Origin of the sequence: Actinosynnema sp. NPDC049800 (assembly GCF_040656635.1) — a bacterium.
GTDB lineage: Bacteria > Actinomycetota > Actinomycetes > Mycobacteriales > Pseudonocardiaceae > Actinosynnema.
Genome location: NZ_JBFAMT010000015.1, coordinates 20269 through 42257, shown reverse-complemented (window position 1 = coordinate 42257; position 21989 = coordinate 20269). Strand labels below are relative to the sequence as shown.

Here is a 21989-nt window from a genome sequence, read left to right as displayed (position 1 = left end):
CTCCACGCGGGCTAGAGCCTGCCGACTTCGGTGATCCGCAGGGCCGCCGTGCCGGTTTCGTCGGACTCGGCCAGGTCGACCTCGGCGGTGAATCCCCAGTCGTGGTCCTTGGCCGGGTCGTCCAGGACCTGCCGCACCCGCCACAGCCCCGGCTCCTCGGTGATCAGCAGCAGCGCCGGGCCGCGGGCGTCCGGGCCCATGCCGATCTCGTCGTGCTCCTCGAAGTACGGCTCGAGGGCGTCCTGCCAGTCCTCGGCGGTCCAGCCCGCGTCGCCGTCCAGCCGGCCCAGCTCGTAGTAGTTGCGCCGCGCGGCCAGCTCCACGCGCCGGAACAGCGCGTTGCGCACCAGCACCCGGAACGCCCGCACGTTCCCGGTCACGGCGGGGGGCGTGTCGCTCAGCGACGTCTCGGCGGCTTCCTCGCCGGGGTTGCGCAGCTTCTCCCACTCGTCGAGCAGGCTGGAGTCGACCTGGCGGACCAGCTCGCCCAGCCACTCCTGCAGGTCGCTGAGCTCCTCGGTCTTGGCGTCCTCGGGCACGGTCTGGCGCAACGCCTTGTACGCGTCGGCCAGGTACCGCAGCACGAGGCCCTCCGAGCGCGCCAGCTGGTACTGGGAGACGTACTCGGCGAACGTCATCGCCCGCTCGAACATGTCCCGCACCACCGACTTCGGCGACAGGTGGTGGTCGGCGACCCACGGGTGCCCGCGCCGGTAGGTGGTGAACGCGGCCTCCAGCAGCTCGGCGAGCGGTTTCGGGTACGTCACCTCGTCCAGCAGCTCCATCCGCTGGTCGTACTCGATGCCCTCGGACTTCATCGCGCCGATGGCCTCGCCGCGCGCCTTGTGCTCCTGCGCGGACAGCACCTGGCGCGGGTCGTCCAGCGTGGACTCGATCACCGACAGCACGTCCAGCGCGTACGAGGGCGACTCGCGGTCCAGCAGCTCGATCGCGGCCAGCGCGAACGGCGACAGCGGCTGGTTGAGCGCGAAGTTCACCTGGAGGTCCACGGTGAGCCGGATCTCGCCGCCCTGCCGCTCCACCACGCCCGCGGCCAGCAGGCCCCGGTACATCTGGATGGCGCGCAGGATGTGCCTGCGCTGCGCGGGCCGGTCCTCGTGGTTGTCCTCCAGCAGGTGCCGCATCGCGGCGAACGCGTCGCCCGGCCTGCCGATCACGTTGAGCAGCATCGCGTGGCTGACCTGGAAGCTCGACGTGAGCGGTTCCGGGTCGGCCTTCGTGAGCCGCTCGAAGGTCTGGTCGCTCCACGACACGAAGCCCTCGGGCGCCTTCTTGCGCACGACCTTGCGCCGCTTCTTCGGGTCGTCGCCCGCCTTGGCCAGGGCCTTCTCGTTCTCCACCACGTGGTCCGGCGCCTGGACGACGACCGTGCCGACGGTGTCGTAGCCCGCGCGGCCCGCCCGGCCCGCGATCTGGTGGAACTCGCGCGCCTTGAGGTGGCGGGTGCGCTGGCCGTCGTACTTCGACAGGGCGGTGAAGACCACCGTGCGGATGGGCACGTTGATGCCCACGCCGAGGGTGTCCGTGCCGCAGATGACCTTCAGCAGGCCGGCCTGCGCCAACTGCTCCACCAGCCGCCGGTACTTGGGCAGCATGCCCGCGTGGTGCACGCCGATGCCGTGCCGGACCAGGCGGGACAGCGTCTTGCCGAACCCCGAGGTGAACCGGAACCGGCCGATCATGGCCGCGATGGCGTCCTTCTCGGCGCGCGTGGCGACGTTCACGCTCATCAGGGACTGCGCGCGTTCCAGCGCCGAGGCCTGGGTGAAGTGCACCACGTAGACCGGCGACTCGCGGCCGTGCAGGAGCTCTTCGATCGTCTCGTGCAGCGGGGTGGTGACGTACTGGAAGTTCAGCGGCACCGGGCGTTCGGCGGAGCGGACCACGCTCGTCGTGCGGCCGGTGCGGCGGGTCAGGTCCTTCTCGAAGAACGTGACGTCGCCCAGGGTGGCCGACATGAGCAGGAACTGGGCCTGCGGCAGCTCGATCAGCGGCACCTGCCACGCCCAGCCCCGGTCGGGCTCGGAGTAGAAGTGGAACTCGTCCATGACGACCTGGCCGACGTCGGCGCCCGTGCCGTCGCGCAGGGCGATGTTGGCCAGGATCTCGGCGGTGCAGCAGATGATCGGCGCGGTCTCGTTGACGCTGGCGTCGCCGGTCACCATGCCGACGTTCTCCGCGCCGAACGTCTCGATCAGCGCGAAGAACTTCTCCGACACCAGGGCCTTGATGGGCGCGGTGTAGTAGGTCCTGCGGCCCTCGGCCATCGCGGCGAAGTGCGCGCCGATGGCGACCAGCGACTTGCCCGAGCCGGTCGGCGTGCTGAGGATGACGTTCGAGCCGGAGACTATCTCGATCAGCGCCTCCTGCTGCGCCGGGTACAAGGACAGCCCCCGCTCCTGCGCCCAGTCGGCGAAGGTGTCGTAGAGGACGTCGGGGTCGGGGGTGGCCGGCAGGCGGTCGGTGAGAGTCATCGCAGGCAGAGCATAGTGGCAACCGCGACCCCGACGACCGCCGCCGAGATCACCCGGCCGTCGACGGGCGTTCCCGCGATACCGCGCGGCGGGCGGCGCATTTCCCCGATGCGCCGCTTTCCACCCTCCCGGTCGACGGAGTCGAACGCGCCGGGTGACGGCGGCGACAACCCGCGCTCGCACCCGGTGGGAAAAGCGGTGGCGAAAACTCCGCAACCTGGAAGATGTGCACGGAGAGTGACCAGTCGTACGCTTGCCGCACGAAAAGATCGCCGGTAGGCGGCTACCACCCCGCGCATTCAGCGGCGCTATCGCCACACCCCGGTGGCCGCATACCGGAAGGTGCTCGGCCACCAATTCTCCAGGGGTAATCAATGACGAAGCCGCAAGTGCTCCAGCGATCCGCGCTCGTGGACCGTGCCGCGGAGCTCGTGCCCCTCCTCCGGTCGCACGCGCTCTGGACGGAGGAGAACAGGCGCCTGCACGAGGAGTCGATCGGGGCGTTGGCCGACGCGGGGATCCTGCGGATGCGGGTGCCCACCCGGTACGGCGGTCACGAGAGCGACGCGCGGACGGTGGTCGACGTGCTGACCCAGGTCGGCCAGGGCGACGGCTCGACCGCGTGGAACGTGTCGGTCTGGTCGATGGCCGCGTGGCTGGCGTGTATGTTCCCCGACCACGTCCAGGACGAGGTGTTCGCCGACCCGGACTCGCTGGTGTGCGCCGTGCTGAGCCCGACCGCGCTGGCCGTCCCGGCCGACGGCGGCCTGGTCGTGAACGGCCAGTGGCACTTCATGAGCGGCGCGCTGCACAGCCGGTGGCAGGTGGTGATCGCCATGGCGCCCACCCCGGACGGCGCGGGCCAGTGGCCGATCATGGCGCTGGTGCCCCTGTCCGACCTGATGATCGTCGACGACTGGCGCACGTCGGGGCTCAGGGGCACCGGCAGCGTGACGACCGTCGCGGAGAACGTCTTCGTCCCCGGCGACCGGGTGCTCCCGATGCCCGCGGTGCTCCAGGAGCAGTACGCCTCCGAGCTGAACGCCGCCTCGCCCGTCTACCGGTCGCCCCTGATGCCGACCGGCTGCACGACGTTCACCGGCACGGCGGTCGGGATGGCGAAGGCCGCGTTCGACGGGTTCCTCCAGCGGCTGCCCGACCGGAAGATCACCTACACCGACTACGGCAGCCAGAGCACCGCGCCGATCACCCACTTCCAGGTCGCCGAGGCGTCGTTGCTGATCGACGAGGCCGAGTCGCACGCCTACCGGCTGGCCGACCTGGTGGACTCGAAGGCCGTCGACGGCGACCAGTGGACCGTGCGCGAGCGGGTCTACGCCCGTGCCGCCCTCGGCCGGGTCTTCCAGCTCTCCAAGCAGGCCGTGGACGTGCTGCAGACCGGCAGCGGCGGGTCGTCGGTCTACGAGACGGTCCCGATCCAGCGGATCGCGCGCGACCTGCAGACGCTCAACCTGCACGCGCTCATGCACCCGAACACGAACTTCGAGCTCTACGGCCGCGTCCTGTGCGACGTGGAACCGAACACGATGTACATCTAGCGGGCCAGGCGGCAGGAGGATTCGGGATGGACACCCTGTTGACCGATCGCGTGGTCGTCGTCACCGGAGCGGGTTCCGGTATCGGACTGGCCACCGCGCGCAAGTTCGCCGAGGAAGGCGCCCGCGTCGTCGGGGCCGACCTCGACCCCCGACCGTTGAAGGACGTCCCCGGAGCGGTCCTCCCCGTCACGGTCGACATGGGCGAGGAGTCCGCCGGGGACCGGGTGGTCGAAGCGGCCGTCGCCGAGTTCGGCGCGGTGGACGTCCTGGTCAACAACGTCGGCGTCTACCCGTACCGGGAGAACGGCTTCCTCTCGGTCGACGACGCCGAGTGGAACCGGGTGCTCAACCTGAACTTCCTGTCCGCGGTGCGGATGACCAGGGCCGTGCTGCCGCACATGATCGCGGCGGGCCGCGGTGCCCTGGTGCACATCGCCAGCGAGGGCAGCCGCCAGCCGGTCCCGTTCTTCGTGGACTACTGCGTGAGCAAGGCGGCGGTCCTCAACCTCTCCAAGGCGCTGGCCAACGAGTTCGGCCCGCAGGGCGTCCGCAGCAACGTCGTCTCGCCCGGCGCGACCCGCACCCCCGCGTGGGACGCGCCGGGCGGGCTGGCCGACAGCCTGGCCGCCGAGTTCGAGATGGAGAAGGAGGCGGCGCTGACGCACTTCGTCCGCGAGGTGCGCAAGCTGCCCACCGGCCGGCTGGGCACCCCGGACGAGGTGGCCTCGGTGATCGTGTTCCTGGGGTCGGACCTGTCGGCCCAGGTGACCGGGGCCGAGTACACCATCAACGGCGGGAGCTACGCCGCCGCTTGACGGGGAGCCCGCGACGGGCGCCGCGGCTGCCGCCGGGGCGTCCGTCGCAACCACAGGGCGACCAGCGCGACGTTGATGATCCAGCCCAGCCAGAACGCCCCGATCTGGCCGATCAGCACCAGGTCCTCGAACTCGAGGCCGGGCACCAGCAGGACCGGGTAGAACAGCGCCCGCCCGGTGATCGGGGTCATGGCGAAGGCGAAGCTGTAGAGCATCCACCGGCGGTGGTCGGCGTACCGGCGCCTGCGGGCCATCAGGAAGCCCGTGATCGTGGTGACCAGGCCCAGGCCCGCCCAGGCCACCGCGCCCGCCTTGCCGATGAGCGTGAGCGAGGTGACCGGGGTGATCGCCAGCGCCAGCACGGCGGAGGGCCCCATCCCGGCGAAGACGTAGAGCCGTCCGCTCGTGCGGTGCACCGCGGGGTGGCGCTGCCGCAGCCACGGCCACAGCTGCAGGCACACGGTCACGATCGCCACCGTGCCGAACGCGATGTGCAGTTCCAGCATCGGGTAGTGCGGCGGGAACGCCGCGTTCAGCCGCGACCGCGACTGGGCCGGGTCGAGCGTCAGGTACGGCGGCAGCGCGTAGACGAGGAACGCCACGACGAGCACCGTGAGCGGGACGACCCAGGGACGACGCCACCACGATCGGGTGTCAGTGGCCATGGTCGGTCTCCGATCGGTCGGCGCCCGCTCAGGTCCGGAACGGGCGGAAGAAGTCCCGGACGTCCTCGACGAACAGGTCCGGCTGCTCCAGCGCGGCGAAGTGGCTGCCGCGGTCGAACTCGGTCCAGTGGGTGATCGTCGGGTAGGCGCGCTCGGCGATGCTCCGCACCGGGGGCGTGACGTCGGCCCCGAACACGGCCACCCCCATCGGTTTCCCGACCGGGGGCGGCGGGGCGCCGGTGAACAGCGCGCCCAGGTCGGCCGCCGCCTCGTAGTGCAGCTCGGCGGACGACCCGGCGGTCGCGGTCAACCAGTAGATCGTCACGTTGGTCAGCAGCACGTCGCGGTCGACCGCGTCCTCCGGCGAGTCCTTGGAGTCGGTCCACTCGAAGAACTTCTCGACGATCCAGGCGAGCTGTCCCACGGGCGAGTCGGTGAGGCCGTAGGACAGCGTCTGCGGGCGGGTGGACTGCAACCGCATGTAGCCGGACAGCTCGGCGTCGTAGCGGGCGAGCTTGCCCAGGCGGGCCTGGTCGGCCTCCGTCAGCGCGGCCAGTTCCGCCGGGTCGCCGGACGGCACCGTGAGCAGCAGGTTGACGTGCACCGCGACGACGTGCTCCGGGTCGACCCGGGCCAGCTCCAGCGAGACGAACGAGCCCCAGTCACCGCCCTGCGCGCCGAAGGAGCCGTAGCCCAGCCGGCTCATCAGCTCGGCCCACGCCCTGGCGATCCGGTCGAGGCCCCACCCGGTCTCGCCGGTGGGACCGGAGAACCCGAAGCCGGGCAGGCTGGGAATCACGAGGTGGAACGCGTCGGCCGGGTCGCCGCCGTGCGCGGCCGGGTCGGTGAGCGGCCCGATGACGTCGAGGAACTCGACGATCGACCCGGGCCAGCCGTGGGTGAGCAGCAGCGGCGTGGCGTCCGGTTCCGGCGAGCGGACGTGCAGGAAGTGGACGTGCGCGCCGTCGATCTCGGTGGTGAAGTTCGGGTGCTGGTTCAGCCGCGCCTCGGCGGCCCGCCAGTCGTAGTCGGTCCGCCAGTACTCCACGAGCTCCCGGAGGTAGCCGAGCGGGACGCCGCGCGACCAGCCGACGTCGGGTAACTCCCGCGGCCAGCGGACGTTCGACAGCCGGCGGCGCAGGTCGTCGAGCTCGGCTTCGGGGACCCGCACGCGGAACGGCTTCATCGTCGACGCCCTTCAGACCGTGTCTCACCCGATCGTGGCGCAGTCGGGCGGCTGAGTTGTCGAGATCCTCACGCACAGTGTCCGGCATGTGGCCGGTCGAGGTCTTCTCCGTTCGTGCGGAGTAGGCGCGCTCTGTCGCCCCGAACCGCTCGCCCACCGGGTCCGCTCGCCGTGATCGAGTGGGGAAGGCCTCGGTTGTTGCACAGTGCTGGCCATTGCTCTCTTCTTGCAACTAGCGTGTGGTGCGTGTCCGAACCGGTAGCAATGCACATGAGCGACGGCCTGCTCAACGCGCCGACCTCACTGCTGTTCGTGGCGGTCGCGGTGGCGGGCGTCGGCGTGGCGCTGGCCAAGGCGCGCGGCGACCTCGACGACCGGACCGCGCCGCTGGCCGGTCTGGTGGCGGCGTTCGTGTTCGCCACCCAGATGCTGAACTTCCCGGTGCTGCCCGGCGTCAGCGGGCACCTGCTCGGCGGCGCGCTCGCCGCCATCCTGGTCGGACCGTGGGTCGGCGCGCTGTGCGTGACGATCGTGCTGGTGGTCCAGTCCCTCTTCTTCGCCGACGGCGGCGTCACCGCGCTCGGCGCGAACGTCACCAACATGGCCCTGATCGGCACGGCGGTCGGCTACCTGACCGCGGTGGCGCTGCGCCGGCTCGCCACCCGCGGCAAGGGTGGCCTGGCCGCGGTCGCGTTCGTGTCCGCCCTGGTCAACACGGTGCTGGCGTCGTTCGGCTTCGTGCTGGAGTACGCCATCGGTGGCCAGGGCGGTGTCGCGTTCGGCACGGTCGCCGCCGCGGTGCTCGGCGTGCACGTGCTGATCGGCATCGGCGAGGGCGTGATCACCGCGGTCACCGTGACCGCGGTCGCGGCCGCCCGGCCCGACCTGGTGTACCTGCTGCGCGGCGTGCCGCAGAAGCTGGAGTTGAGGGCGTGAAGCGCTTCTTCCTGGGGTTCGCCGTGGTCAGCCTGCTGCTGGCGGGCGTGGTGTCCTACTTCGCCGACTCCGACCCGGACGGGCTCGACCACGTGACCGAGCAGCACGGCATCGCCGAGCACGCGCAGGACCACCCGCTGGCCGGGTGGCCGCTGGCCGACTACGCGCTGGGCGGCGACGACCGGTTCACCGGCCTCGCGGGCGTCCTCGGCGTGGTGGTCACGCTGGCTCTCGCCGGTGGGCTGTTCTGGGTGCTGCGCAAGCGTTCCGGCGTCGACACCGACACGAAGTCAGGGTGAGCGCGGGCCACGGTTTCCTGCACCGGCCGGGCGACTCGCCGGTGCACCGCCTCGCGCCGCAGGTGAAGATCGCCGCCGCGGTGGTGGCGGTGCTGTGCGTGGTGGCCACGCCGCGTGAGGCGTTCTGGGCGTTCGGCGCCTACCTGCTCGCGCTCGCGGCGGTCTGGGCGGTGGCCGGCGTGCCGGTGCGGTGGTTCGCCGCGCGGTCGGTGATCGAGGTGCCGTTCGTGCTGCTGGCCGTGCTGCTGCCGTTCACCGGCGGTGGCGAGCGGGTGGACGTGCTGGGCCTGTCCGTGTCGGCGGAGGGCGCGTTGGCCGGGTGGAACATCCTGGTCAAGGGCACGCTCGGGCTGCTGACGTCGTTGACGCTCGCCGCCACGACCGCGCCGCAGGACCTGCTGCTCGGCCTGCAACGGCTGCGGATGCCGTCGGTGCTGATCACCATCGCGACGCTGATGCTGCGGTACGCCGAGGTGATCGTGGGCGAGGCCAAGCGGATGCGGGTGGCCCGGATCTCCCGCGGCGACGACCCGAGGTTCCTCTGGCAGCTCGGCGCGACCGCGCGCGGCATCGGCAGCCTGTTCATCCGGTCCTACGAACGCGGCGAGAGGGTGCACCTGGCGATGGTGTCGCGCGGCTGGACGGGCCGGATGCCCGATGGGGGCGGCGGAGAAGTGGTGGCGGCCGTCGAGCCGCGGCGGTCCGCGCCCGCGCTCGTGGTGGAGAAGCTGGCGTACGCCTACCCGGACGGCCACCAGGCGCTCTTCGGGGTGAACCTGCGGGTCGAACGCGGTGAGCGGGTGGCCGTGCTCGGCCCGAACGGCGCGGGCAAGACGACGTTCGTCCTGCACCTCAACGGCGTGCTGGGCGGTGGGTCCGGCCGGGTCGAGGTGGCCGGGCTGCCGGTGGAGAAGGCGAACCTCAAGGAGATCCGCCGCCGGGTCGGCGTGGTCTTCCAGGACCCCGACGACCAGCTGTTCCTGCCGACCGCGCGCCAGGACGTGGCGTTCGGCCCGGCGAACTTCGGGCTGCGCGGCGCGGAACTCGACGAACGGGTGGAGCGCGCGCTGGCCGCCGTCGGCATGGAGTCGTTCGCCGACCGGTCGCCGCTGCACCTGTCCGGCGGGCAGCGCCGCCGGGTCGCGCTGGCCACCGTGCTGGCCTGCGACCCCGAGCTCCTGGTGCTCGACGAGCCCTCGGCGAACCTGGAACCGGTGGCCCGCCGAGAGCTGGCCGAGGTGTTGCTGGGGTTGGACCGCACGATGCTCATGGTCACCCACGACCTGCCCTACGCCTTGCAGCTGTGCCCGCGCAGCGTGTTGATCGACGGCGGCGTCGTGGTGGCCGACGGACCGACGCGGGAGCTCCTGGCCGACACCGGGCTGCTCGCCCGGCACCGGCTGGAGCTCCCGTTCGGGTTCCGCCTGGAATGACCCCTGGTTCAGCCCGACCGGGGGATCAGGGGCTGGTGCAGGTCACCGTGGGCAGCGAGTTGGAACCGGAGTAGTTGGCGGTGAAGCCGAACTTCACCGACGCCTCCGGCGCCACCGTGCCGTTCCACGCCGCGTTCTTGACGATCACCTGCGAGCCGGAGCCGGACTTGACGCCGCTCCACAGGCTGTTGATGGCCTGGTTGCCGCCCCACGTCCAGGTGGCGGTCCAGCCGTTGTACGCGCTCTTGCTGTGGTTCATGACCTCGACCTCGGCCTGGAAGCCGCCGGACCACGCGCTGGTGATCTTGTAGATCGCCATGCAGTTCGGGTCGCCCGGGTTGTTCGGCGTCGTGGTGGTGGTCGACGTCGGGGTCGTCGTGGTGGTGCTGGTCGACGTGGTGGTGGTCGTCGTCGTGGTGGTCGTGCCACCGCCGTTGCCGACACCGGTCTCCTGGCCGTTGCCGCCGTCGAACACGACGTCCGAGCAGTTGTAGAACGTCTCGGCGCTGTCCGAGCGGGTCCACACCGAGTAGACGATGTGGCGGCCGGACTTGCCCGAGGGCAGCTTCGCGTTCCAGTAGTACTTGCCGTCGACGGTGCCCACCGCGCCGCTGTCCGGCGGGTTCGTCACGCTGTCGAACGGCGTGCTCTCCAGGTCGCTCCACGCCAGCGGCCGGGTCGGGCTCCAGCTGTCCTTGGTGATGTACAGGTCGAACCTGCCGGGGTGCGCGGCCCACTTGTTGTAGGTGACGTTGAACGTCGCACCGGCGGTGAGGTGGGTCACCGGGTAGTCGTTGCGGGCGATGTCGAACCCGGAGAACGTCGGGTTGCCGCCGCTGCACAGCTTGCCGTCGGGGATGAAGCCGCTCATGCGGCCGGCGCCGTCGGACCGCAGCACGCCGAACCAGTTGTAGAGCGCGTTCGTGCCGCCGGCGGACACCGCCGCCGCGCAGGCCGGGTTCTGCGGCCGGATGTCGCCCTGCGGTGACAGGCCGTCCTTCCAGCACATGAAGGTCCGGCTGCCGGGCGTCATCATGGCGCCGTGCGCGGACGCCGCGGTCGGGCCGACCACGTTCACGAGCGTCGCGATCAGCAGGCCTGCCACACCGGCCGAGGCCAGAGCGATCCATCGTCGGGCCGTCACGTCGTTCACCTCCTCGTTGAGGTTCTGGGAGCGCTCCCAGGAACAGGACATGACTGTAACCGTGCGTACCTCATCTGTGAATGGGCGATCACGCAGTGCATCTCAGCGGCGCAGCGCGTGCCGCCCTACGGTCGTGTCGGGCTACACCCGGACGCCCGCACGCCGCCTCGGACGTTTCGCCGGGCGCACTGGGCCGTGCGGGTGACCCGGGTGGCCCGCGGGCGGCGCGGGGTGGTGCGGCCTGCGCAGCACGCGGTGCGCCAGCGCGGTCCGGCGGTGCGGCGGCGCGGCCAGCACGGAGGCCGCGAACACCGTGGCCATCAGGGTCAGCACGCCCGCGAGCACCAGGGTCTCCGGCGCGCCGATCCGTTCACACAACCAGCCGAGCAGCGGCGCGCCCACCGCGCCGGCCGCGGCGCCCACGGCCGAGTTGACCGCCAGCAGCCTGCCGCGCATCCCGTCCGCCGTGTCCAGCTGGATGCGGGTGCTCATGGTCGTGTCGATGACGACCGCGCCCGCCGCGATGGGCAGCAGCACGATCGCGAAGCCGAACGTGCCCGGCACCAGCCCGCTGGTCACCTGGAGCAGGCTCGTCGCGCAGGCGACCACCAGCAGCAGCCGCACGGTCAGCGTCCGGCGCGCCGCCGCGGCCAGCCCGCCCACCACGGTGCCGATCGCGAACACCGTCGACAGCAGCCCGTAAACGGTCGCGTCCGTGCTCATCGCGGCCATCGTGACCTGGTAGTTGCGGCCGAGGCTGGACAGCGTGAACCCGAGCGCGAACAGCAGGAGCAGCCGGCCGCTGGCCGCGACGTACCGCAGGCCGGCGGCCACGCCGACGCCGTCGGGCGCACTGGCCGCCAGGGGGTGCAGCTCGGCGCGGCGGATGGTCAGCACCGCGCCCATGACGGCCAGGAAGCTCACCGAGTTGATCAGGAACAGGGCGGGCGAGCCGAGCGCGGCGGCCAGCACCGCAGCGCTGCTCATGCCCAGGATCCGGCCGGTGGAGCTGAGCACCGAGCCGAGCGCGACCGCGTTGCCCAGGTCTTCCCGGGGCACCACCTGCGCGCCGAACCGGCCGAGCGCGGGCAGGTCGAACACCGACACCAGGCCCGCGGCGAACGTCAGCGCGAAGACCACCGTGATCGCGGCGCCCTGCCACACCACGAGCGCGAGCACGGCGGCCAGCACGGCGTGCAGGGCCTGGCAGGCGAGGATGATCCGGCGCACCGGCAGCCGGTCCGCCAGGGAGCCGGCCCACGGGCCGAGCAGCACCGACGGCAGGGTGCCCAGCAGCACCGAGAGGCCGACCGAGGTAGCCGAGCCCGTGCGGTCGAGCACGACCCAGTTCAGACCGATCAACTGCATCCACGAGCCGGTCACCGAGATCAGGTCGGCGAACGCCCAACGACGGTAGTTGCGGCTCCGCAAAGCGCGGAACATCGAAGCTCCCTTGACTGTGATCCGGGGCCTCGACGTGCGGACGTGCCCAGGTGAACGGCGTTCACACTAGGTGTCGCTTTTCCGCGTTCAAACACGATGATCAGTGAAAACAGTCACGTAACGCTCTGTGTGGCAAGCGCTGCGAGCCGGCTCAGCGCCTGGACGAGGTGCTCGTCGGTGATCTCGTGGGCCTCGCCGCCGAGCGCCGCCTGGTGCTCGCCGCCGACGTCCAGGTGCAGCACCACGCGGCTGCGGCCCGGGCCCTCGTCGTCCACCTGGAGCCACCCCGAGTAGCCGCCGCCCTCCAGGTCGCCCCACTCCAGCCGGCGCTGCTCGGCGTCCGCGGCCAGGTAGCCCTCGGCCTCGTCGATCTCGTCGCCCATCGACACGTGCCCGGTGACCCGCTCCGGGCCGCTCGGCTCCACCTGCAGCCCGTCGGGCAGCCACGCCTCCATCGCGGACACGTCCCGGGCCAGGTCGAACACCACCCGCGCGTCGACCGGGATCGTCTGCTCGTGCTCGTACTCAGCCATGCCGGCAGCAGTACCCCCGACGCGCCGGGGCTACACCGACGCGGGCGCCATGCCCCCGATCGTGGCGAGCCGCACGTGGTGCGGGCGGACCGGGCGCATGCCCGCGTCCACGCAGCGGCGCACCACGGCGGGGTGCTCGCGCAGCAGGCGCAGGCCGCGGCGGGCCAGCAGCGGCACCGGCTTGCGCGCCTCGGCCACGTCGCGGGCGAACCGGCGGGCGAACGTCACCACGGCGTTCGGCGCGAGCACGATGGCGTCGGCCAGCACGCCGGCCTCGCGGCAGCCCGCCACCAGCCGGTCGGCGAACAGGCCCTCGGCGAGGAACAGGCCGGGTGCGGTCACCGTGCGGCAGCCGACGCGCCGGTCCTCGCCGAGCGCGTAGACGGGCGCCTCGACCGTGCCGGTGGTGGCGAGTTCGACGACGGCGGCCAGGGCGTCGGCGGTGTTCCAGGAGCCCTCGGCGTCCCAGTCCGCGCGGCCGGCCTCGTCCCGGGGCAGCAGCGGGTCGTCGCCCTCGCGGTAGTAGTCGTCGAGCCGCAGCACGGGGAGGCCGAGGTGGTCGGCGAGGGTGGACTTGCCCGAACCGGAGGGGCCGGCGAGCAACACGGCGCGCGCGTGAACGGCAGGTGACGGCACGGGGGACGATTTTCGCACACCCGAACCCGAATCCCGCACCGCCGGCGGAGTCGGATCGCACCGCCGCCGTGCCGGCTCGCGCACGGCGGCCGGAGATCGGCTCGGAGGTCGCCTTGCCCGACTGCGCAGGGCCGACTGTGCAGGCCCGTCTGTGCAGGCCCGAAGGTGCGGGGTTGGGCGGTGATCGGCCGGCGAGGTCGCACTGTCGGATCGTGGAAGGACTTTCCGTGACCGGTTCGCTGGCTGGCCCTGCTCGACGGTGCGAGTCGCGCGGTGACCGGTTCGCGGGCCGGTCGGGCGCCGCCGGCGGGCCCGGCTGACGTGGCGGGCTTGTCCGATCGTGCACCGCCGCTGCTCCCGCTGTGCACCCGCTCTGGTCACCCGCGCGCGGGCACACCACGATGTTGGCCATGGTGGTCAGGGTGCGCGGCGTCGAGGACGCCAGGCGGATGCGCGAAGAGCTGCGCGACGAGCAGCGCGGGTCGGGCGCGGTCGCGGTGCCGGTGGTGGCCGGGCCGAACGGCGCGGGCGCGGCGGGCGTGGTGGCCGAGGGCGGCGACGTCATCGAGCTGGACCTGGCCTCCTTCACCACGGCGGTGTCCGACTTGGAAAGGCTGCACGGCGTGCTCACCGAGCTGCTGGCCCGCGCGGACCGCGAGATGGACCAGCCGCTCGGCGACGGCAAGGGCCCGGTCGCGCTGAACATGCGCCGGGCGTTCGGCCTGCGCGGCGGCGACGTCGGCGGCGGCGTGCGCACGGCGCTGCGGTCCTACGTGCGGGAGCTGACGCTGCTGCGCGAGGCGCTGGAACAGGTCGGCCAGACCCAGCGGGCGCAGGACGACCAGGTGCGGCAGGACTTGGAGCGGCTGCGGTGAACGAGCGCGAGCGCAAGGGCGGGTACTGGTCGGACTTCCACGACCACTCGGCGGCCACGCGCCGGCGGAACGGGAAGCGGGTGCGGCAGCGCCAGGCCAACCGGCAGCCGGAGAACTTCGGCAAGATCAACTGGCGGGCGTACACGCACCGGCAGCTCTGGGACATGGTGAAGTCGGCCGACGCCGCGCAGATGGCCACGCGCACCTACGAGTGGCAGCGGCTGGCGGCCGACATCGACCAGGCGACCGCGGACGTGCAGAAGATCGTGCAGGGCCTCGCGCTGTCGTGGCGCGGGCCCTCCGCGGTGGCGGCGGCGTCGTCGGTGTCGGAACTGACGAAGTGGGCCGCGCGGTCCTCGGAACGCGCGGCCCTGGTCGGCGAGGGCCTCGACGGCTACACCTCGGCGGTGCAGGAGGCGGCCCGCGCGATCCCCGAGCCGGTGCACCCCGACGCCGAGAAGTGGTTCCGCGCCGGGTACGACGTGACCACGCTCGACGGGCCGCAGGGCGCCTACATGCTCAAGCAGCTGCTGGACGACCACCTGCCGGACAAGCGCGAGCAGCAGGAGGCCATGGACCGGGCGGTCCGGGTGATGGAGCAGTACGAGGAGGCCAGCCACGGCATCGGGCGCGAGCTGCCGGTGTTCGACGAGGCGCCGGTGGTGACCCAGCCGACCGGGACGCAGCCGAGCCCGCCCCAGCCGCTGCCGGAGCACCGGCCGGCGCCGTCGCCGCCGCCGTGGATCGCGCCGCCCCCGGTCCAGGAGAGGCCCGCCGAGGACGCACCGCTACGGCCCGGCGAGGGCACGACGTCCGTCGCCGCCGCGGGTGCGCCGAGCGCGGCCACCGGTTACGGCGGCCCCGGTGGCTTCGGCTCGCAGTCCGGCTTCGGCCCGGGCGGCTCGTTCGGCACGGGCCACGGCCTCGGTCCCGGCGGCGGCGCGGGCGTCGCCGGCGGTCAGGGCGGCTTCGGTCCGGGCGGCGCGTCCGGCGTGCTCGGCGCGGTGCCGGGCGGTGCGGCGGCACGTGGCGGCGTCGGACCGGTCGTCGGCGCGGGCGGGCCGCAGGGCTTCGGCATGTACCCGCCGATGGCGCCGGGCAACCGCGAGGAGGACGGCGAGCACCGCAACCGCTACGACACCGGCCTCGACCTGCTCGACGACCTGCCGCCCGCGTTCCCGCCGGTGCTCGGCGAATGAGCGGCGGCTACCAGGTCGAGCCGGACGCGTTGGCCGCGTTCGCGGGCCGGTTGGACGAGGTGGCCGACGAGGTGCGGGCCGCCGCCGCCGCGCTGGAGCAGCCGTCGGGCGACCTCGGGCCGGAAGGCGTCACGGAGGCCGTCGACCGGCTGGCGGCCGAGTGGGCGGGCGTGCTGCGCGGCGTGGAGCTGGACGTCGTGGCGGACGCGTTGCGCGCGGCGGGTGAGACCTATCGGCAGGCCGACGAGCTGCGCCATGACTGACTACCGGGGTCTGGGTTTCGATCCCGCGCCGGGCCACGCGGGCGCGGTGGCGGCGGCGAGCGAGCGGTTGTCGGTTGCCCTTACAGTCCCCGGCGCGCCACCGGAACCGTGGACGGGCGCGGCGGCGGACGGGTTCAGGACGCGGTTGGAGGCGGTGGTGTCGGAGCTGACGGCGGTGCGGCGCGCGATGCGGGCGGCGGCCGAGGTGCTCGACGGCTGGGCCACCACGCTGCTGGGCAACCAGCGGCGGGCCGAGGAGCTGGACCGGCGCGCGCTCGGGTTGCGGCGCGCGCTCGCCGAGGCGTCCGACGAGCTCGACCGGACCGGCGCGATGGCGTCCTTCACCGCCGCCGACGGGCAGGCGCACGACCGGGCCGTGGCGCGGCACGACGAGCTGCGCCGTCAGCTGGACGACGTGCTGGAGGAGGCCCGGCTGCTGGAGCGCGACCACCGCGCGGAGGCCAGGCGGGTCGCCGAACGGCTGCGCGCCGAGGAGCCCTCGACGGTCATCGCGGACACGTTGACGAGCTTCTCGTCCCTGACCGCCGAGCTGGCGTCCGTGTTGCTCGGTCCACCTCGACCCGCGTCCACCAGGGGCGCGGCGGCGGCGTTCCGGGCGGGCCTGGGGTGAGACTCGCTCCCGTGCCGGGGGTGACCCCGGTGGCACTCGGCACCCCCGAACGCACCGCGGCGGAGCTGTTAGCCGTGCTGCGCAGGCTCAAAGGCAGTCGTGACCCCGGGCTGGAGGTGTCCGCCACGCAGGCCGCGGAGCTGGCGCACCAGCACGGCGCCGGCCTGCTGGCCGTGGTCGAGCACCGCGACGCGGACCCCGCGCTGCTGATGGCGGGCGTGGTGCCGGTCGACCGGCCGACCGATGCAGGCGAGCTCGGCTTCCACCTCGACGGCCCGTCGATCCGCGAGGTCACCCGCGGCGAGACGGCGACCGGCTACCCGGTGGTGATCGTCGAGCGCATCCCGGTGGCCGGGCCGGGCGCGCAGCTGCAGGTCGTCGTGAGCGACCCGGACCACCCGCGGATCGCGGTGTTCACGCTGCACTCGCCGACCGGGCGCGGCTGGCTGGAGGTCGCGGGCATCGCGGGCCGGTTCGTCTCGGGCGTGGAGTTCAGCGGTTACGGAACTCGCTCGGCGTCCGGCCGACCACCTGGCGGAACGTCCGGGAGAAGTGCGCGGCGCTGACGAACCCGCAGTCCTTGGCGATCTCGCCGATGCCGCGCGCCGCCTTCGCCGGATCGGCGAGCAACGCCTTGGCCCGGTCGATCCGCAGGCCGCGGATGCGCTCGGACACGCCCTGCCCGTCGTCGAAGAGCTGGTAGAGGCGGCGGCGGGAGATGAACAGCGCCTCGGCCACCCGGTCCGCGCTCAGGGCCGGGTCCGACAGGTGTTCGCGCATGTACTCCAACGCTTCGCGCCGCCGTGCGACCAGGGAGTCCACGCGCTCCAGCTCGGCCCGAAGCGCGCTGCGCAGCACGAGTTCGGCCAGGCCGAGCAGGTGGTGCGACAGGCCGTGCGGGTCGAGGGCGTGGGCGGCGGCGAGCACCTGGGCCACCGCGCCGGAGAACACCGCGTGCAGCGCGGCGTCGACCGGGACCGGCTGGAACATCAGCGGTTTGAGCTCGCCGAAGCCGACGGTGAGCCGCGCCTCGGCCACGGTCAGCATCACCACGTCCGGCAGGACGTGCAACGCGCAATCGGGAAACCGAAGTGCGGCGCCGTTGCCGGGCACGCCCGCCGAGACCGTGCAGCCGACCAGCAGCTGGATGTGCTCCGGGGTGGCCGCACCCCCGCTGAGCGCGGCTTTGGCCGCCGCCGCGCCGGAAGCCCGCACAGTCAGGAACCCGCCGGCGACGTCCACGTCGAGCAGCGTAGCCACCGGTGTTGCCCAACCGGCCGCGAAAGCCGCCGCCGACCGCTACCTTCTGGCCCCATGGCGCGACGTTCGGCGACCGCGGTCGTCCTGTCCCACCTGGAGTTCGACCTCCTGTGGGAGGACCTGGGCACGGGTGAGCCGCCCTACCCGCTCGAGGTGCCGTCGCACGGCGAGACGATGGACGACCGGGACGCCCTGGGCGCCGAGGTCCTGCGCACGTTGACGGAGGCGGGGCTGGCCGACGGCGCGGACGTCTCACCGGAGCTGGAGGACCTGTTCACCCTGCTCGCGCACGGCGAGGTCTCGGTGGACGCGCTGGTGTTCCGCCCGTACCCGTGGCGGGTGCTGGCCACGGCCCGCGGCAGGCGCGGCGTGCTGGCCGTGCTGAACGACCGCGAGGTGGCGCTGGAGCCGATCACCGACCTGGCGTCCGCGATCACGCGCGTCATCGGCGACGCGCCGGCGGGACCCGGCGAGCAGCTGCGGATGCCGAGGTCGGTGTTCGCCGCCGCGATGGACGCCTACGCCAAGGCGGGCCACACCGCGCTGGAACGCACCCTGGCCCAGGCGGACATCACCGGCCGCGCCACCCGGTCGATCACCACGCTGGTCGACTCGCCGCGCAAGTCGACCGGTCAACTGGCCGCCACCGGCCCGCGCGGCCGTTCCCGCGTCCTGAGCTGGACCGACACCGCCGCCGGCCGCTACGCCCTGACCACCGAGGAGTCCCACCAGACCGAGTGGGTCCACCTCTCGCCCGCCGACACGCCGTGGCTGACCCGCCACCTGACCGCCCTGCTTGCCGCCACCTGAGCGTTCGCCACCCGCGCGTGTCGAACGCTCAGGTGCCCCGGAGTTCGACGCTCAGGACGTCAGCAGGTCCGGCGGCACGACGTCGGCGACGATCGCCATGCCCTCGGCCACGGCCGCCGCGGCGGCTTCGTCGGCCAGTCGACGGATCAAGCCGGCCAACTCGGCGGGGCGCAGGGCCAACGCCTCCCGTGCGAACGACAGGTCCACCGGCTTCCCGTGCAGGTCGACCACCACCGTCACGCCCGACGCCGAAGCCTCCCGCCGCACGGCGTCCAACCGCTCACCGAGCCCCATCACACCCGCCACGTCTCGGGAGTCGTGTCCTCGACCGACTCCACCAGCCTCGCCCGCACGTCCAGGCCCAACACCGACACCTCGTCGCCGACCACGTGCCGGGCCCGCGCGTTCGCCCGCGCCGTCGCCGTGTCGACCAGCGCCAGGATCGCCCGCGCCAACCCCGACTGCCCCAGCCGCAACGACCGCGAGTCCAGCGCCAGGTCGAGCAACCCGCCGCCGGGACCGACCTCCACCGCGATGCCCGTGTCCGGGTCGTGCGCGTTGCCCGTGATCACGGGTGCACCCCTCCGTAGAACGTCGCCGAGCTCAGCCGGTGGGTGTTGCGCCGCACGCTGTCGCCCGAGTTGCCCTCGATCAGCGTCACCGTCCCGCCCGAGACCTTCTCCACGATCCCGATGTGCTTGCTGGTCGCCGGGCTGCTCGGGCCCGTCCCGAACAGCAGCACGTCACCCGGCTTCACCGCGCTCAACGACGTGTACGCCTTGCCGTGCCGCTGACCCCACCGGAACACGTCGCCGGTGAACGGCAGGATCGGGATGTCCACCCCGGCCTTGCGCCACATCGCCGTGGTGAACGACGCGCACCACGGCGCCGTCGGCCCGTACGGGTTGCGGTTGCTGCCGGGCGGGTTCTCCCGCGTGCCCAGCTCACGCCGTGCGGCCGAGATGATCGTCCGCGAACGGCCGCGGGCACGGGCGCCGGACGGCTTCGTCGAGCCGCGGGTGCGCTCGGCCCGACCGTCCGCGACGCCGTCGTGCTCGACCTCCTTCTCCAACGCGCGCAGCTTGCGAGCGGCGTCCTCCAACTCGCCCCGCACGTGCCGGACGGTCCCGGCGGTCTCCTTGGTGTACTTGGGTTCCAGGTCCGCCGCCTGCGCCACGGCCTTGAGCAGCGCGGCCTGCGTGCCGACGGCCTTGCCCGCGTCCAGCAGCCGGACCGCCTGGTCGAGGTACTCGTCCACGGCCCGCCGCGCCCGCGCGTGCCCGGTCGTCAACGCGCTCGTGACCCCGGCGACGATCTTCTCCGCGTCACGGGCGGCGTCGGCGGTGACCCGCAGCTGCCTGCCCAGCCGGTTCGAGCGCTTCTCGAAGCCCTCGGAGTTGTCGCCCTTCCAGTGCTCCAGCACCGTCTTCGAGGCCTTGCGCTGGTCCTCGTGCCGCTCGGTGAGGCCGGACGCGGTCTGGTGCAGCGCGTACTGGACCTTCACCGCGTCCTCGGCCTTGCCCGCCAACGAGTTCCGGTGGCCGATCATGCTCTCGGCGAAGTGCCGGGCCATCTCCCGGGTGTCCACTACCCTTCCCCTCCACCGCTGACGACCTTGCCGCGCAGCGAACCTGCGATGTCGTCCTCCTGGTCCTGGTACGCGCGGGCGGCACGACCGGCGGACGTGGCCAGCGCGTCGGTGTTGTGCGCGACCGCCTTGACCTGCTTGCGCAGCGCCGCGCCGAAGTTGTCCAGCGCGTCGGCGAACCCGGACTGCTTGCCGATGCGCCCGAAGCTGTCCTCGGCGATCTCCCGAACCTCGCGCACGTGCCGCCGGCCGAGCGCGGTGAGGTCGTCGGCCGAGTCCCGCGTCCGCCGCGCGTAGTCGCGCAGCACGCCCAGGTCGACCGAGAAGCCGCCGCCACCGCGTGAGCCGCCTCGGGACCCGCCACCGCCACCGCCGCCGGACCCACCGCGCTTCATGGCCTCGACACCCCGCCGCGCCTCGTCCAGGTGACGCTTGTACGCGCCGCTGGTGTACGTGGTCCACGGCGTCCACGACCGACCGTCCCCGGAGATCTTGTTCGCCGCACGGGCGTTCTCCGCCGGGTCGAACAGCTCCCGGTTGGACTCCAGCCCGAACTCGCGCCGCCGCGCCGGCCCCAGGGCGCCCAGCATGTTGATCTGCCACAGCCCGTAGGAGTTGTCGGGCGGCGTGGAGTTGTGCGCCCGCGGGTCGCCGCCGGACTCGGCCAGCGCGACCGCCACCGCGATCGTCAGGTCCTGCCCGCGGAACCCCGCGTCGTGCGCGTGCCGGGCGATCCGCTCCGGACTCAGCGTGCTCATGCGGTCACCCTGCACGGCCCGCGACCTGCGGCGGAACCTCCGTTGCACGCTCGGACAGCGGCTGTGCACGGGGAAGCTACAGTCGAACACGTGAACGAGGGGCTGTTCGACGACGGGCTGTTCGGCGTGGACCCGGAGGAGAAGGCCGCGCGCATCGCGGCCAACGCGCCGCTGGCCGTGCGGATGCGCCCGCGCACCCTGGACGAGGTGGTCGGGCAGGACCACCTGCTCGGGCCGGGCGCGCCGCTGCGCAGGCTGGTGGAGGGCTCGTCGCCCGCCTCGATCATGCTCTACGGCCCGCCGGGCACGGGCAAGACCACGCTGGCCACGCTCGTCTCCCAGGCCACCGGCCGGCGGTTCGCCGCGCTGTCGGCGCTGTCGGCGGGCGTGAAGGAGGTGCGCGCGGTCATCGAGGAGGCACGCCGCCGCCTGGTCCGCGCGGGCGAGTCGACCGTGCTGTTCATCGACGAGGTGCACCGGTTCTCCAAGACCCAGCAGGACGCGCTGCTCGGCGCGGTCGAGGACCGGATCGTGCTGCTGGTCGCGGCGACCACGGAGAACCCGTTCTTCTCCGTCGTGTCGCCCCTGCTGTCCCGCTCGCTGGTGCTGCAGCTGCGGCCGTTGACCGACGACGCGGTGCGCGTGCTGGTCCGGCGCGCGGTCGAGGACGAACGCGGCCTCGGCGGCACGGTCACCGTCGAGCAGGACGCCGAGGACCACCTGGTCCGGCTGGCCGGCGGTGACGCCCGGCGCGCGCTCACGGCGCTCGAAGCCGCCGCCGACTCGGTCGGTCCGGGCGGCGTGCTCGACCTGGCGACGTTGGAGGCGACGGTCGACAAGGCGGCCGTGCGCTACGACCGGCAGGGCGACCAGCACTACGACGTGACCAGCGCGTTCATCAAGTCGATCCGCGGTTCGGACGTCGACGCGGCGCTGCACTACCTGGCCCGGATGATCGAGGCGGGCGAGGACCCGAGGTTCATCGCGCGGCGGCTGGTCATCCACGCCAGCGAGGACGTGGGCATGGCCGACCCGACCGCGTTGCAGACGTGCGTGGCGGCGGCGCAGGCCGTGCAGCTGATCGGGCTGCCCGAGTGCGCGCTGAACCTCGCCCAGGCCACCATCCACCTGGCGACCGCGCCCAAGTCGAACGCCGTCACGACCGCGATCGGCGAGGCCATGTCCGACGTGCGCAAGGGCGCGATCGGGTCGGTGCCCGCGCACCTGCGCGACGGCCACTACGCGGGCGCGGCGAAGCTCGGCAACGCCCAGGGCTACCGGTACCCGCACGACGTGCCGGAGGGCGTGCTGACCCAGCAGTACGCGCCGGACGACCTGGTCGGGCGCGACTACTACCAGCCGACCGGCCGGGGAGCGGAGCGCGTGCTCGCCGAACGCCTGCCGAAGCTGCGCAAGGTCGTCCGCGGCCAGGAGTAGGGCTGCCAGGGGTGTCCGGTTCGC

24 protein-coding genes and 1 pseudogene are annotated in these 21989 nt (G+C 72.8%); 13 read left to right on the top strand and 12 right to left on the bottom strand.

Translation table 11 applies throughout. The features are described 5' to 3' along the window. Positions 1 to 11: 11 nt before the first annotated feature. Positions 12 to 2495 carry a DEAD/DEAH box helicase gene (locus tag AB0I91_RS19570; RefSeq protein WP_498777119.1) on the bottom strand — a complete coding sequence of 828 codons (2484 nt, stop codon included), beginning with the start codon at positions 2493 to 2495 and terminating at the stop codon, positions 12 to 14. Between the two features lie 374 nt (positions 2496 to 2869). Between AB0I91_RS19570 and AB0I91_RS19565 the strand changes: the two genes are divergently transcribed. Together AB0I91_RS19565 and AB0I91_RS19560 are read left to right on the top strand one after the other, a co-directional pair. Further along, positions 2870 to 4054, top strand: coding sequence for an acyl-CoA dehydrogenase family protein (locus AB0I91_RS19565; protein WP_498777121.1), 1185 nt, complete (start codon positions 2870 to 2872; stop codon positions 4052 to 4054). A 26-nt stretch (positions 4055 to 4080) separates the two neighbouring features. Continuing rightward, a complete protein-coding gene (locus tag AB0I91_RS19560) occupies positions 4081 to 4869 on the top strand; it encodes an SDR family NAD(P)-dependent oxidoreductase (RefSeq protein WP_498777123.1) in 789 nt (262 codons plus the stop codon). On the opposite strand, the gene AB0I91_RS19555 is transcribed toward AB0I91_RS19560, so the two are convergent. Continuing rightward, positions 4854 to 5534 (bottom strand): DUF2306 domain-containing protein, encoded by a 681-nt coding sequence (locus AB0I91_RS19555; RefSeq protein ID WP_498777125.1) that lies wholly within the window; start codon positions 5532 to 5534, stop codon positions 4854 to 4856. The genes AB0I91_RS19560 and AB0I91_RS19555 overlap by 16 nt on opposite strands. A 28-nt stretch (positions 5535 to 5562) precedes the next feature. Then, complete coding sequence (locus AB0I91_RS19550; protein WP_499638021.1) at positions 5563 to 6720, bottom strand: epoxide hydrolase family protein; 1158 nt, start codon at positions 6718 to 6720, stop codon at positions 5563 to 5565. Positions 6721 to 6966: 246 nt separating this feature from the next. On the opposite strand from AB0I91_RS19550, the gene AB0I91_RS19545 reads away from it, so the two are divergent. The 4 genes and pseudogenes from AB0I91_RS19545 to AB0I91_RS19530 all read left to right on the top strand — a co-directional run bounded on the left by AB0I91_RS19545 (position 6967) and on the right by AB0I91_RS19530 (position 9388). Continuing rightward, on the top strand, positions 6967 to 7656 hold the full coding sequence (locus AB0I91_RS19545; protein ID WP_498777129.1) for an energy-coupling factor ABC transporter permease: 690 nt from the start codon (positions 6967 to 6969) through the stop codon (positions 7654 to 7656). Beyond that, the gene (locus AB0I91_RS19540) at positions 7653 to 7955 is read left to right on the top strand and encodes a PDGLE domain-containing protein (protein ID WP_498777131.1); all 303 of its coding nucleotides are present in this window, start codon (positions 7653 to 7655) and stop codon (positions 7953 to 7955) included. The genes AB0I91_RS19545 and AB0I91_RS19540 overlap by 4 nt, the downstream gene beginning before the upstream one ends. Next, positions 7952 to 8542, top strand: a pseudogene (locus AB0I91_RS19535) (energy-coupling factor transporter transmembrane component T family protein); the annotation flags it as partial. The gene AB0I91_RS19540 and the pseudogene AB0I91_RS19535, both read left to right, overlap by 4 nt. A 63-nt stretch (positions 8543 to 8605) precedes the next feature. Further along, complete coding sequence (locus tag AB0I91_RS19530; RefSeq protein WP_499611295.1) at positions 8606 to 9388, top strand: energy-coupling factor ABC transporter ATP-binding protein; 783 nt, start codon at positions 8606 to 8608, stop codon at positions 9386 to 9388. A gap of 25 nt (positions 9389 to 9413) precedes the next feature. On the opposite strand, the gene AB0I91_RS19525 is transcribed toward AB0I91_RS19530, so the two are convergent. From AB0I91_RS19525 to AB0I91_RS19510, 4 genes are all read right to left on the bottom strand, one after another. After that, the gene (locus tag AB0I91_RS19525; protein WP_499638018.1) at positions 9414 to 10583 is read right to left on the bottom strand and encodes a lytic polysaccharide monooxygenase auxiliary activity family 9 protein; all 1170 of its coding nucleotides are present in this window, start codon (positions 10581 to 10583) and stop codon (positions 9414 to 9416) included. A 90-nt stretch (positions 10584 to 10673) separates the two neighbouring features. Further along, a complete protein-coding gene (locus tag AB0I91_RS19520) occupies positions 10674 to 11975 on the bottom strand; it encodes an MFS transporter (RefSeq protein ID WP_499638015.1) in 1302 nt (433 codons plus the stop codon). A 113-nt stretch (positions 11976 to 12088) separates the two neighbouring features. Then, positions 12089 to 12508, bottom strand: coding sequence for an SRPBCC family protein (locus AB0I91_RS19515; RefSeq protein WP_498777137.1), 420 nt, complete (start codon positions 12506 to 12508; stop codon positions 12089 to 12091). 30 nt (positions 12509 to 12538) lie between these two features. Beyond that, positions 12539 to 13114 carry a uridine kinase family protein gene (locus tag AB0I91_RS19510; protein WP_498777139.1) on the bottom strand — a complete coding sequence of 192 codons (576 nt, stop codon included), beginning with the start codon at positions 13112 to 13114 and terminating at the stop codon, positions 12539 to 12541. Positions 13115 to 13554: 440 nt separating this feature from the next. On the opposite strand from AB0I91_RS19510, the gene AB0I91_RS19505 reads away from it, so the two are divergent. Genes AB0I91_RS19505 through AB0I91_RS19485 form a run of 5 tightly spaced genes read left to right on the top strand, consistent with a single transcriptional unit; the run spans position 13555 to position 16678 of the window. Next, on the top strand, positions 13555 to 14019 hold the full coding sequence (locus AB0I91_RS19505; protein WP_498777141.1) for a hypothetical protein: 465 nt from the start codon (positions 13555 to 13557) through the stop codon (positions 14017 to 14019). After that, positions 14016 to 15218, top strand: coding sequence for a PPE domain-containing protein (locus tag AB0I91_RS19500; RefSeq protein WP_499638012.1), 1203 nt, complete (start codon positions 14016 to 14018; stop codon positions 15216 to 15218). Before AB0I91_RS19505 ends, AB0I91_RS19500 begins: the two co-directional genes overlap by 4 nt. Then, a complete protein-coding gene (locus tag AB0I91_RS19495; protein ID WP_498777145.1) occupies positions 15215 to 15481 on the top strand; it encodes a WXG100 family type VII secretion target in 267 nt (88 codons plus the stop codon). Before AB0I91_RS19500 ends, AB0I91_RS19495 begins: the two co-directional genes overlap by 4 nt. Then, positions 15474 to 16112 (top strand): hypothetical protein, encoded by a 639-nt coding sequence (locus tag AB0I91_RS19490; RefSeq protein WP_498777147.1) that lies wholly within the window; start codon positions 15474 to 15476, stop codon positions 16110 to 16112. The genes AB0I91_RS19495 and AB0I91_RS19490 overlap by 8 nt, the downstream gene beginning before the upstream one ends. A 29-nt stretch (positions 16113 to 16141) precedes the next feature. Continuing rightward, positions 16142 to 16678 (top strand): hypothetical protein, encoded by a 537-nt coding sequence (locus AB0I91_RS19485; protein WP_499638009.1) that lies wholly within the window; start codon positions 16142 to 16144, stop codon positions 16676 to 16678. Here AB0I91_RS19485 and AB0I91_RS19480 read toward each other — a convergent pair. Then, positions 16605 to 17372, bottom strand: coding sequence for a helix-turn-helix transcriptional regulator (locus tag AB0I91_RS19480; RefSeq protein ID WP_498777151.1), 768 nt, complete (start codon positions 17370 to 17372; stop codon positions 16605 to 16607). The two genes, AB0I91_RS19485 and AB0I91_RS19480, sit on opposite strands and share 74 nt — an antisense overlap. 54 nt (positions 17373 to 17426) lie before the next feature. Here AB0I91_RS19480 and AB0I91_RS19475 point away from each other — a divergent pair, with 54 nt between their 5' ends. After that, a complete protein-coding gene (locus tag AB0I91_RS19475; protein WP_498777153.1) occupies positions 17427 to 18182 on the top strand; it encodes an ESX secretion-associated protein EspG in 756 nt (251 codons plus the stop codon). A gap of 51 nt (positions 18183 to 18233) precedes the next feature. Here AB0I91_RS19475 and AB0I91_RS19470 read toward each other — a convergent pair whose 3' ends face one another. The 4 genes from AB0I91_RS19470 to AB0I91_RS19455 are packed head-to-tail and all read right to left on the bottom strand — an operon-like array spanning position 18234 to position 20528. Then, complete coding sequence (locus AB0I91_RS19470; protein WP_499611146.1) at positions 18234 to 18488, bottom strand: hypothetical protein; 255 nt, start codon at positions 18486 to 18488, stop codon at positions 18234 to 18236. Continuing rightward, on the bottom strand, positions 18476 to 18754 hold the full coding sequence (locus AB0I91_RS19465) for a YbaB/EbfC family DNA-binding protein (RefSeq protein WP_498777157.1): 279 nt from the start codon (positions 18752 to 18754) through the stop codon (positions 18476 to 18478). The genes AB0I91_RS19470 and AB0I91_RS19465 overlap by 13 nt, the downstream gene beginning before the upstream one ends. After that, complete coding sequence (locus AB0I91_RS19460; protein WP_498777159.1) at positions 18751 to 19770, bottom strand: CHAP domain-containing protein; 1020 nt, start codon at positions 19768 to 19770, stop codon at positions 18751 to 18753. Before AB0I91_RS19460 ends, AB0I91_RS19465 begins: the two co-directional genes overlap by 4 nt. Continuing rightward, the gene (locus AB0I91_RS19455; RefSeq protein WP_499611151.1) at positions 19770 to 20528 is read right to left on the bottom strand and encodes a transglycosylase SLT domain-containing protein; all 759 of its coding nucleotides are present in this window, start codon (positions 20526 to 20528) and stop codon (positions 19770 to 19772) included. The genes AB0I91_RS19460 and AB0I91_RS19455 overlap by 1 nt, the downstream gene beginning before the upstream one ends. A 90-nt stretch (positions 20529 to 20618) precedes the next feature. Between AB0I91_RS19455 and AB0I91_RS19450 the strand changes: the two genes are divergently transcribed. Continuing rightward, positions 20619 to 21965, top strand: a complete 1347-nt coding sequence (locus AB0I91_RS19450) for a replication-associated recombination protein A (RefSeq protein ID WP_498777163.1) — start codon at positions 20619 to 20621, stop codon at positions 21963 to 21965. The last annotated feature ends 24 nt before the right edge of the window (positions 21966 to 21989 follow it).

Bases quoted from the DNA above. Each gene is read 5' to 3' on its own strand.
- AB0I91_RS19570 (WP_498777119.1), bottom strand. From the start codon at position 2,495: ATGACTCTCACCGACCGCCTGCCGGCCACCCCCGACCCCGACGTCCTC.
- AB0I91_RS19565 (WP_498777121.1), top strand. From the start codon at position 2,870: ATGACGAAGCCGCAAGTGCTCCAGCGATCCGCGCTCGTGGACCGTGCC.
- AB0I91_RS19560 (WP_498777123.1), top strand. From the start codon at position 4,081: ATGGACACCCTGTTGACCGATCGCGTGGTCGTCGTCACCGGAGCGGGT.
- AB0I91_RS19555 (WP_498777125.1), bottom strand. From the start codon at position 5,534: ATGGCCACTGACACCCGATCGTGGTGGCGTCGTCCCTGGGTCGTCCCG.
- AB0I91_RS19550 (WP_499638021.1), bottom strand. From the start codon at position 6,720: ATGAAGCCGTTCCGCGTGCGGGTCCCCGAAGCCGAGCTCGACGACCTG.
- AB0I91_RS19530 (WP_499611295.1), top strand. From the start codon at position 8,606: ATGCCCGATGGGGGCGGCGGAGAAGTGGTGGCGGCCGTCGAGCCGCGG.
- AB0I91_RS19525 (WP_499638018.1), bottom strand. From the start codon at position 10,583: ATGTCCTGTTCCTGGGAGCGCTCCCAGAACCTCAACGAGGAGGTGAAC.
- AB0I91_RS19520 (WP_499638015.1), bottom strand. From the start codon at position 11,975: ATGTTCCGCGCTTTGCGGAGCCGCAACTACCGTCGTTGGGCGTTCGCC.
- AB0I91_RS19515 (WP_498777137.1), bottom strand. From the start codon at position 12,508: ATGGCTGAGTACGAGCACGAGCAGACGATCCCGGTCGACGCGCGGGTG.
- AB0I91_RS19505 (WP_498777141.1), top strand. From the start codon at position 13,555: ATGGTGGTCAGGGTGCGCGGCGTCGAGGACGCCAGGCGGATGCGCGAA.
- AB0I91_RS19495 (WP_498777145.1), top strand. From the start codon at position 15,215: ATGAGCGGCGGCTACCAGGTCGAGCCGGACGCGTTGGCCGCGTTCGCG.
- AB0I91_RS19490 (WP_498777147.1), top strand. From the start codon at position 15,474: ATGACTGACTACCGGGGTCTGGGTTTCGATCCCGCGCCGGGCCACGCG.
- AB0I91_RS19475 (WP_498777153.1), top strand. From the start codon at position 17,427: ATGGCGCGACGTTCGGCGACCGCGGTCGTCCTGTCCCACCTGGAGTTC.
- AB0I91_RS19455 (WP_499611151.1), bottom strand. From the start codon at position 20,528: ATGAGCACGCTGAGTCCGGAGCGGATCGCCCGGCACGCGCACGACGCG.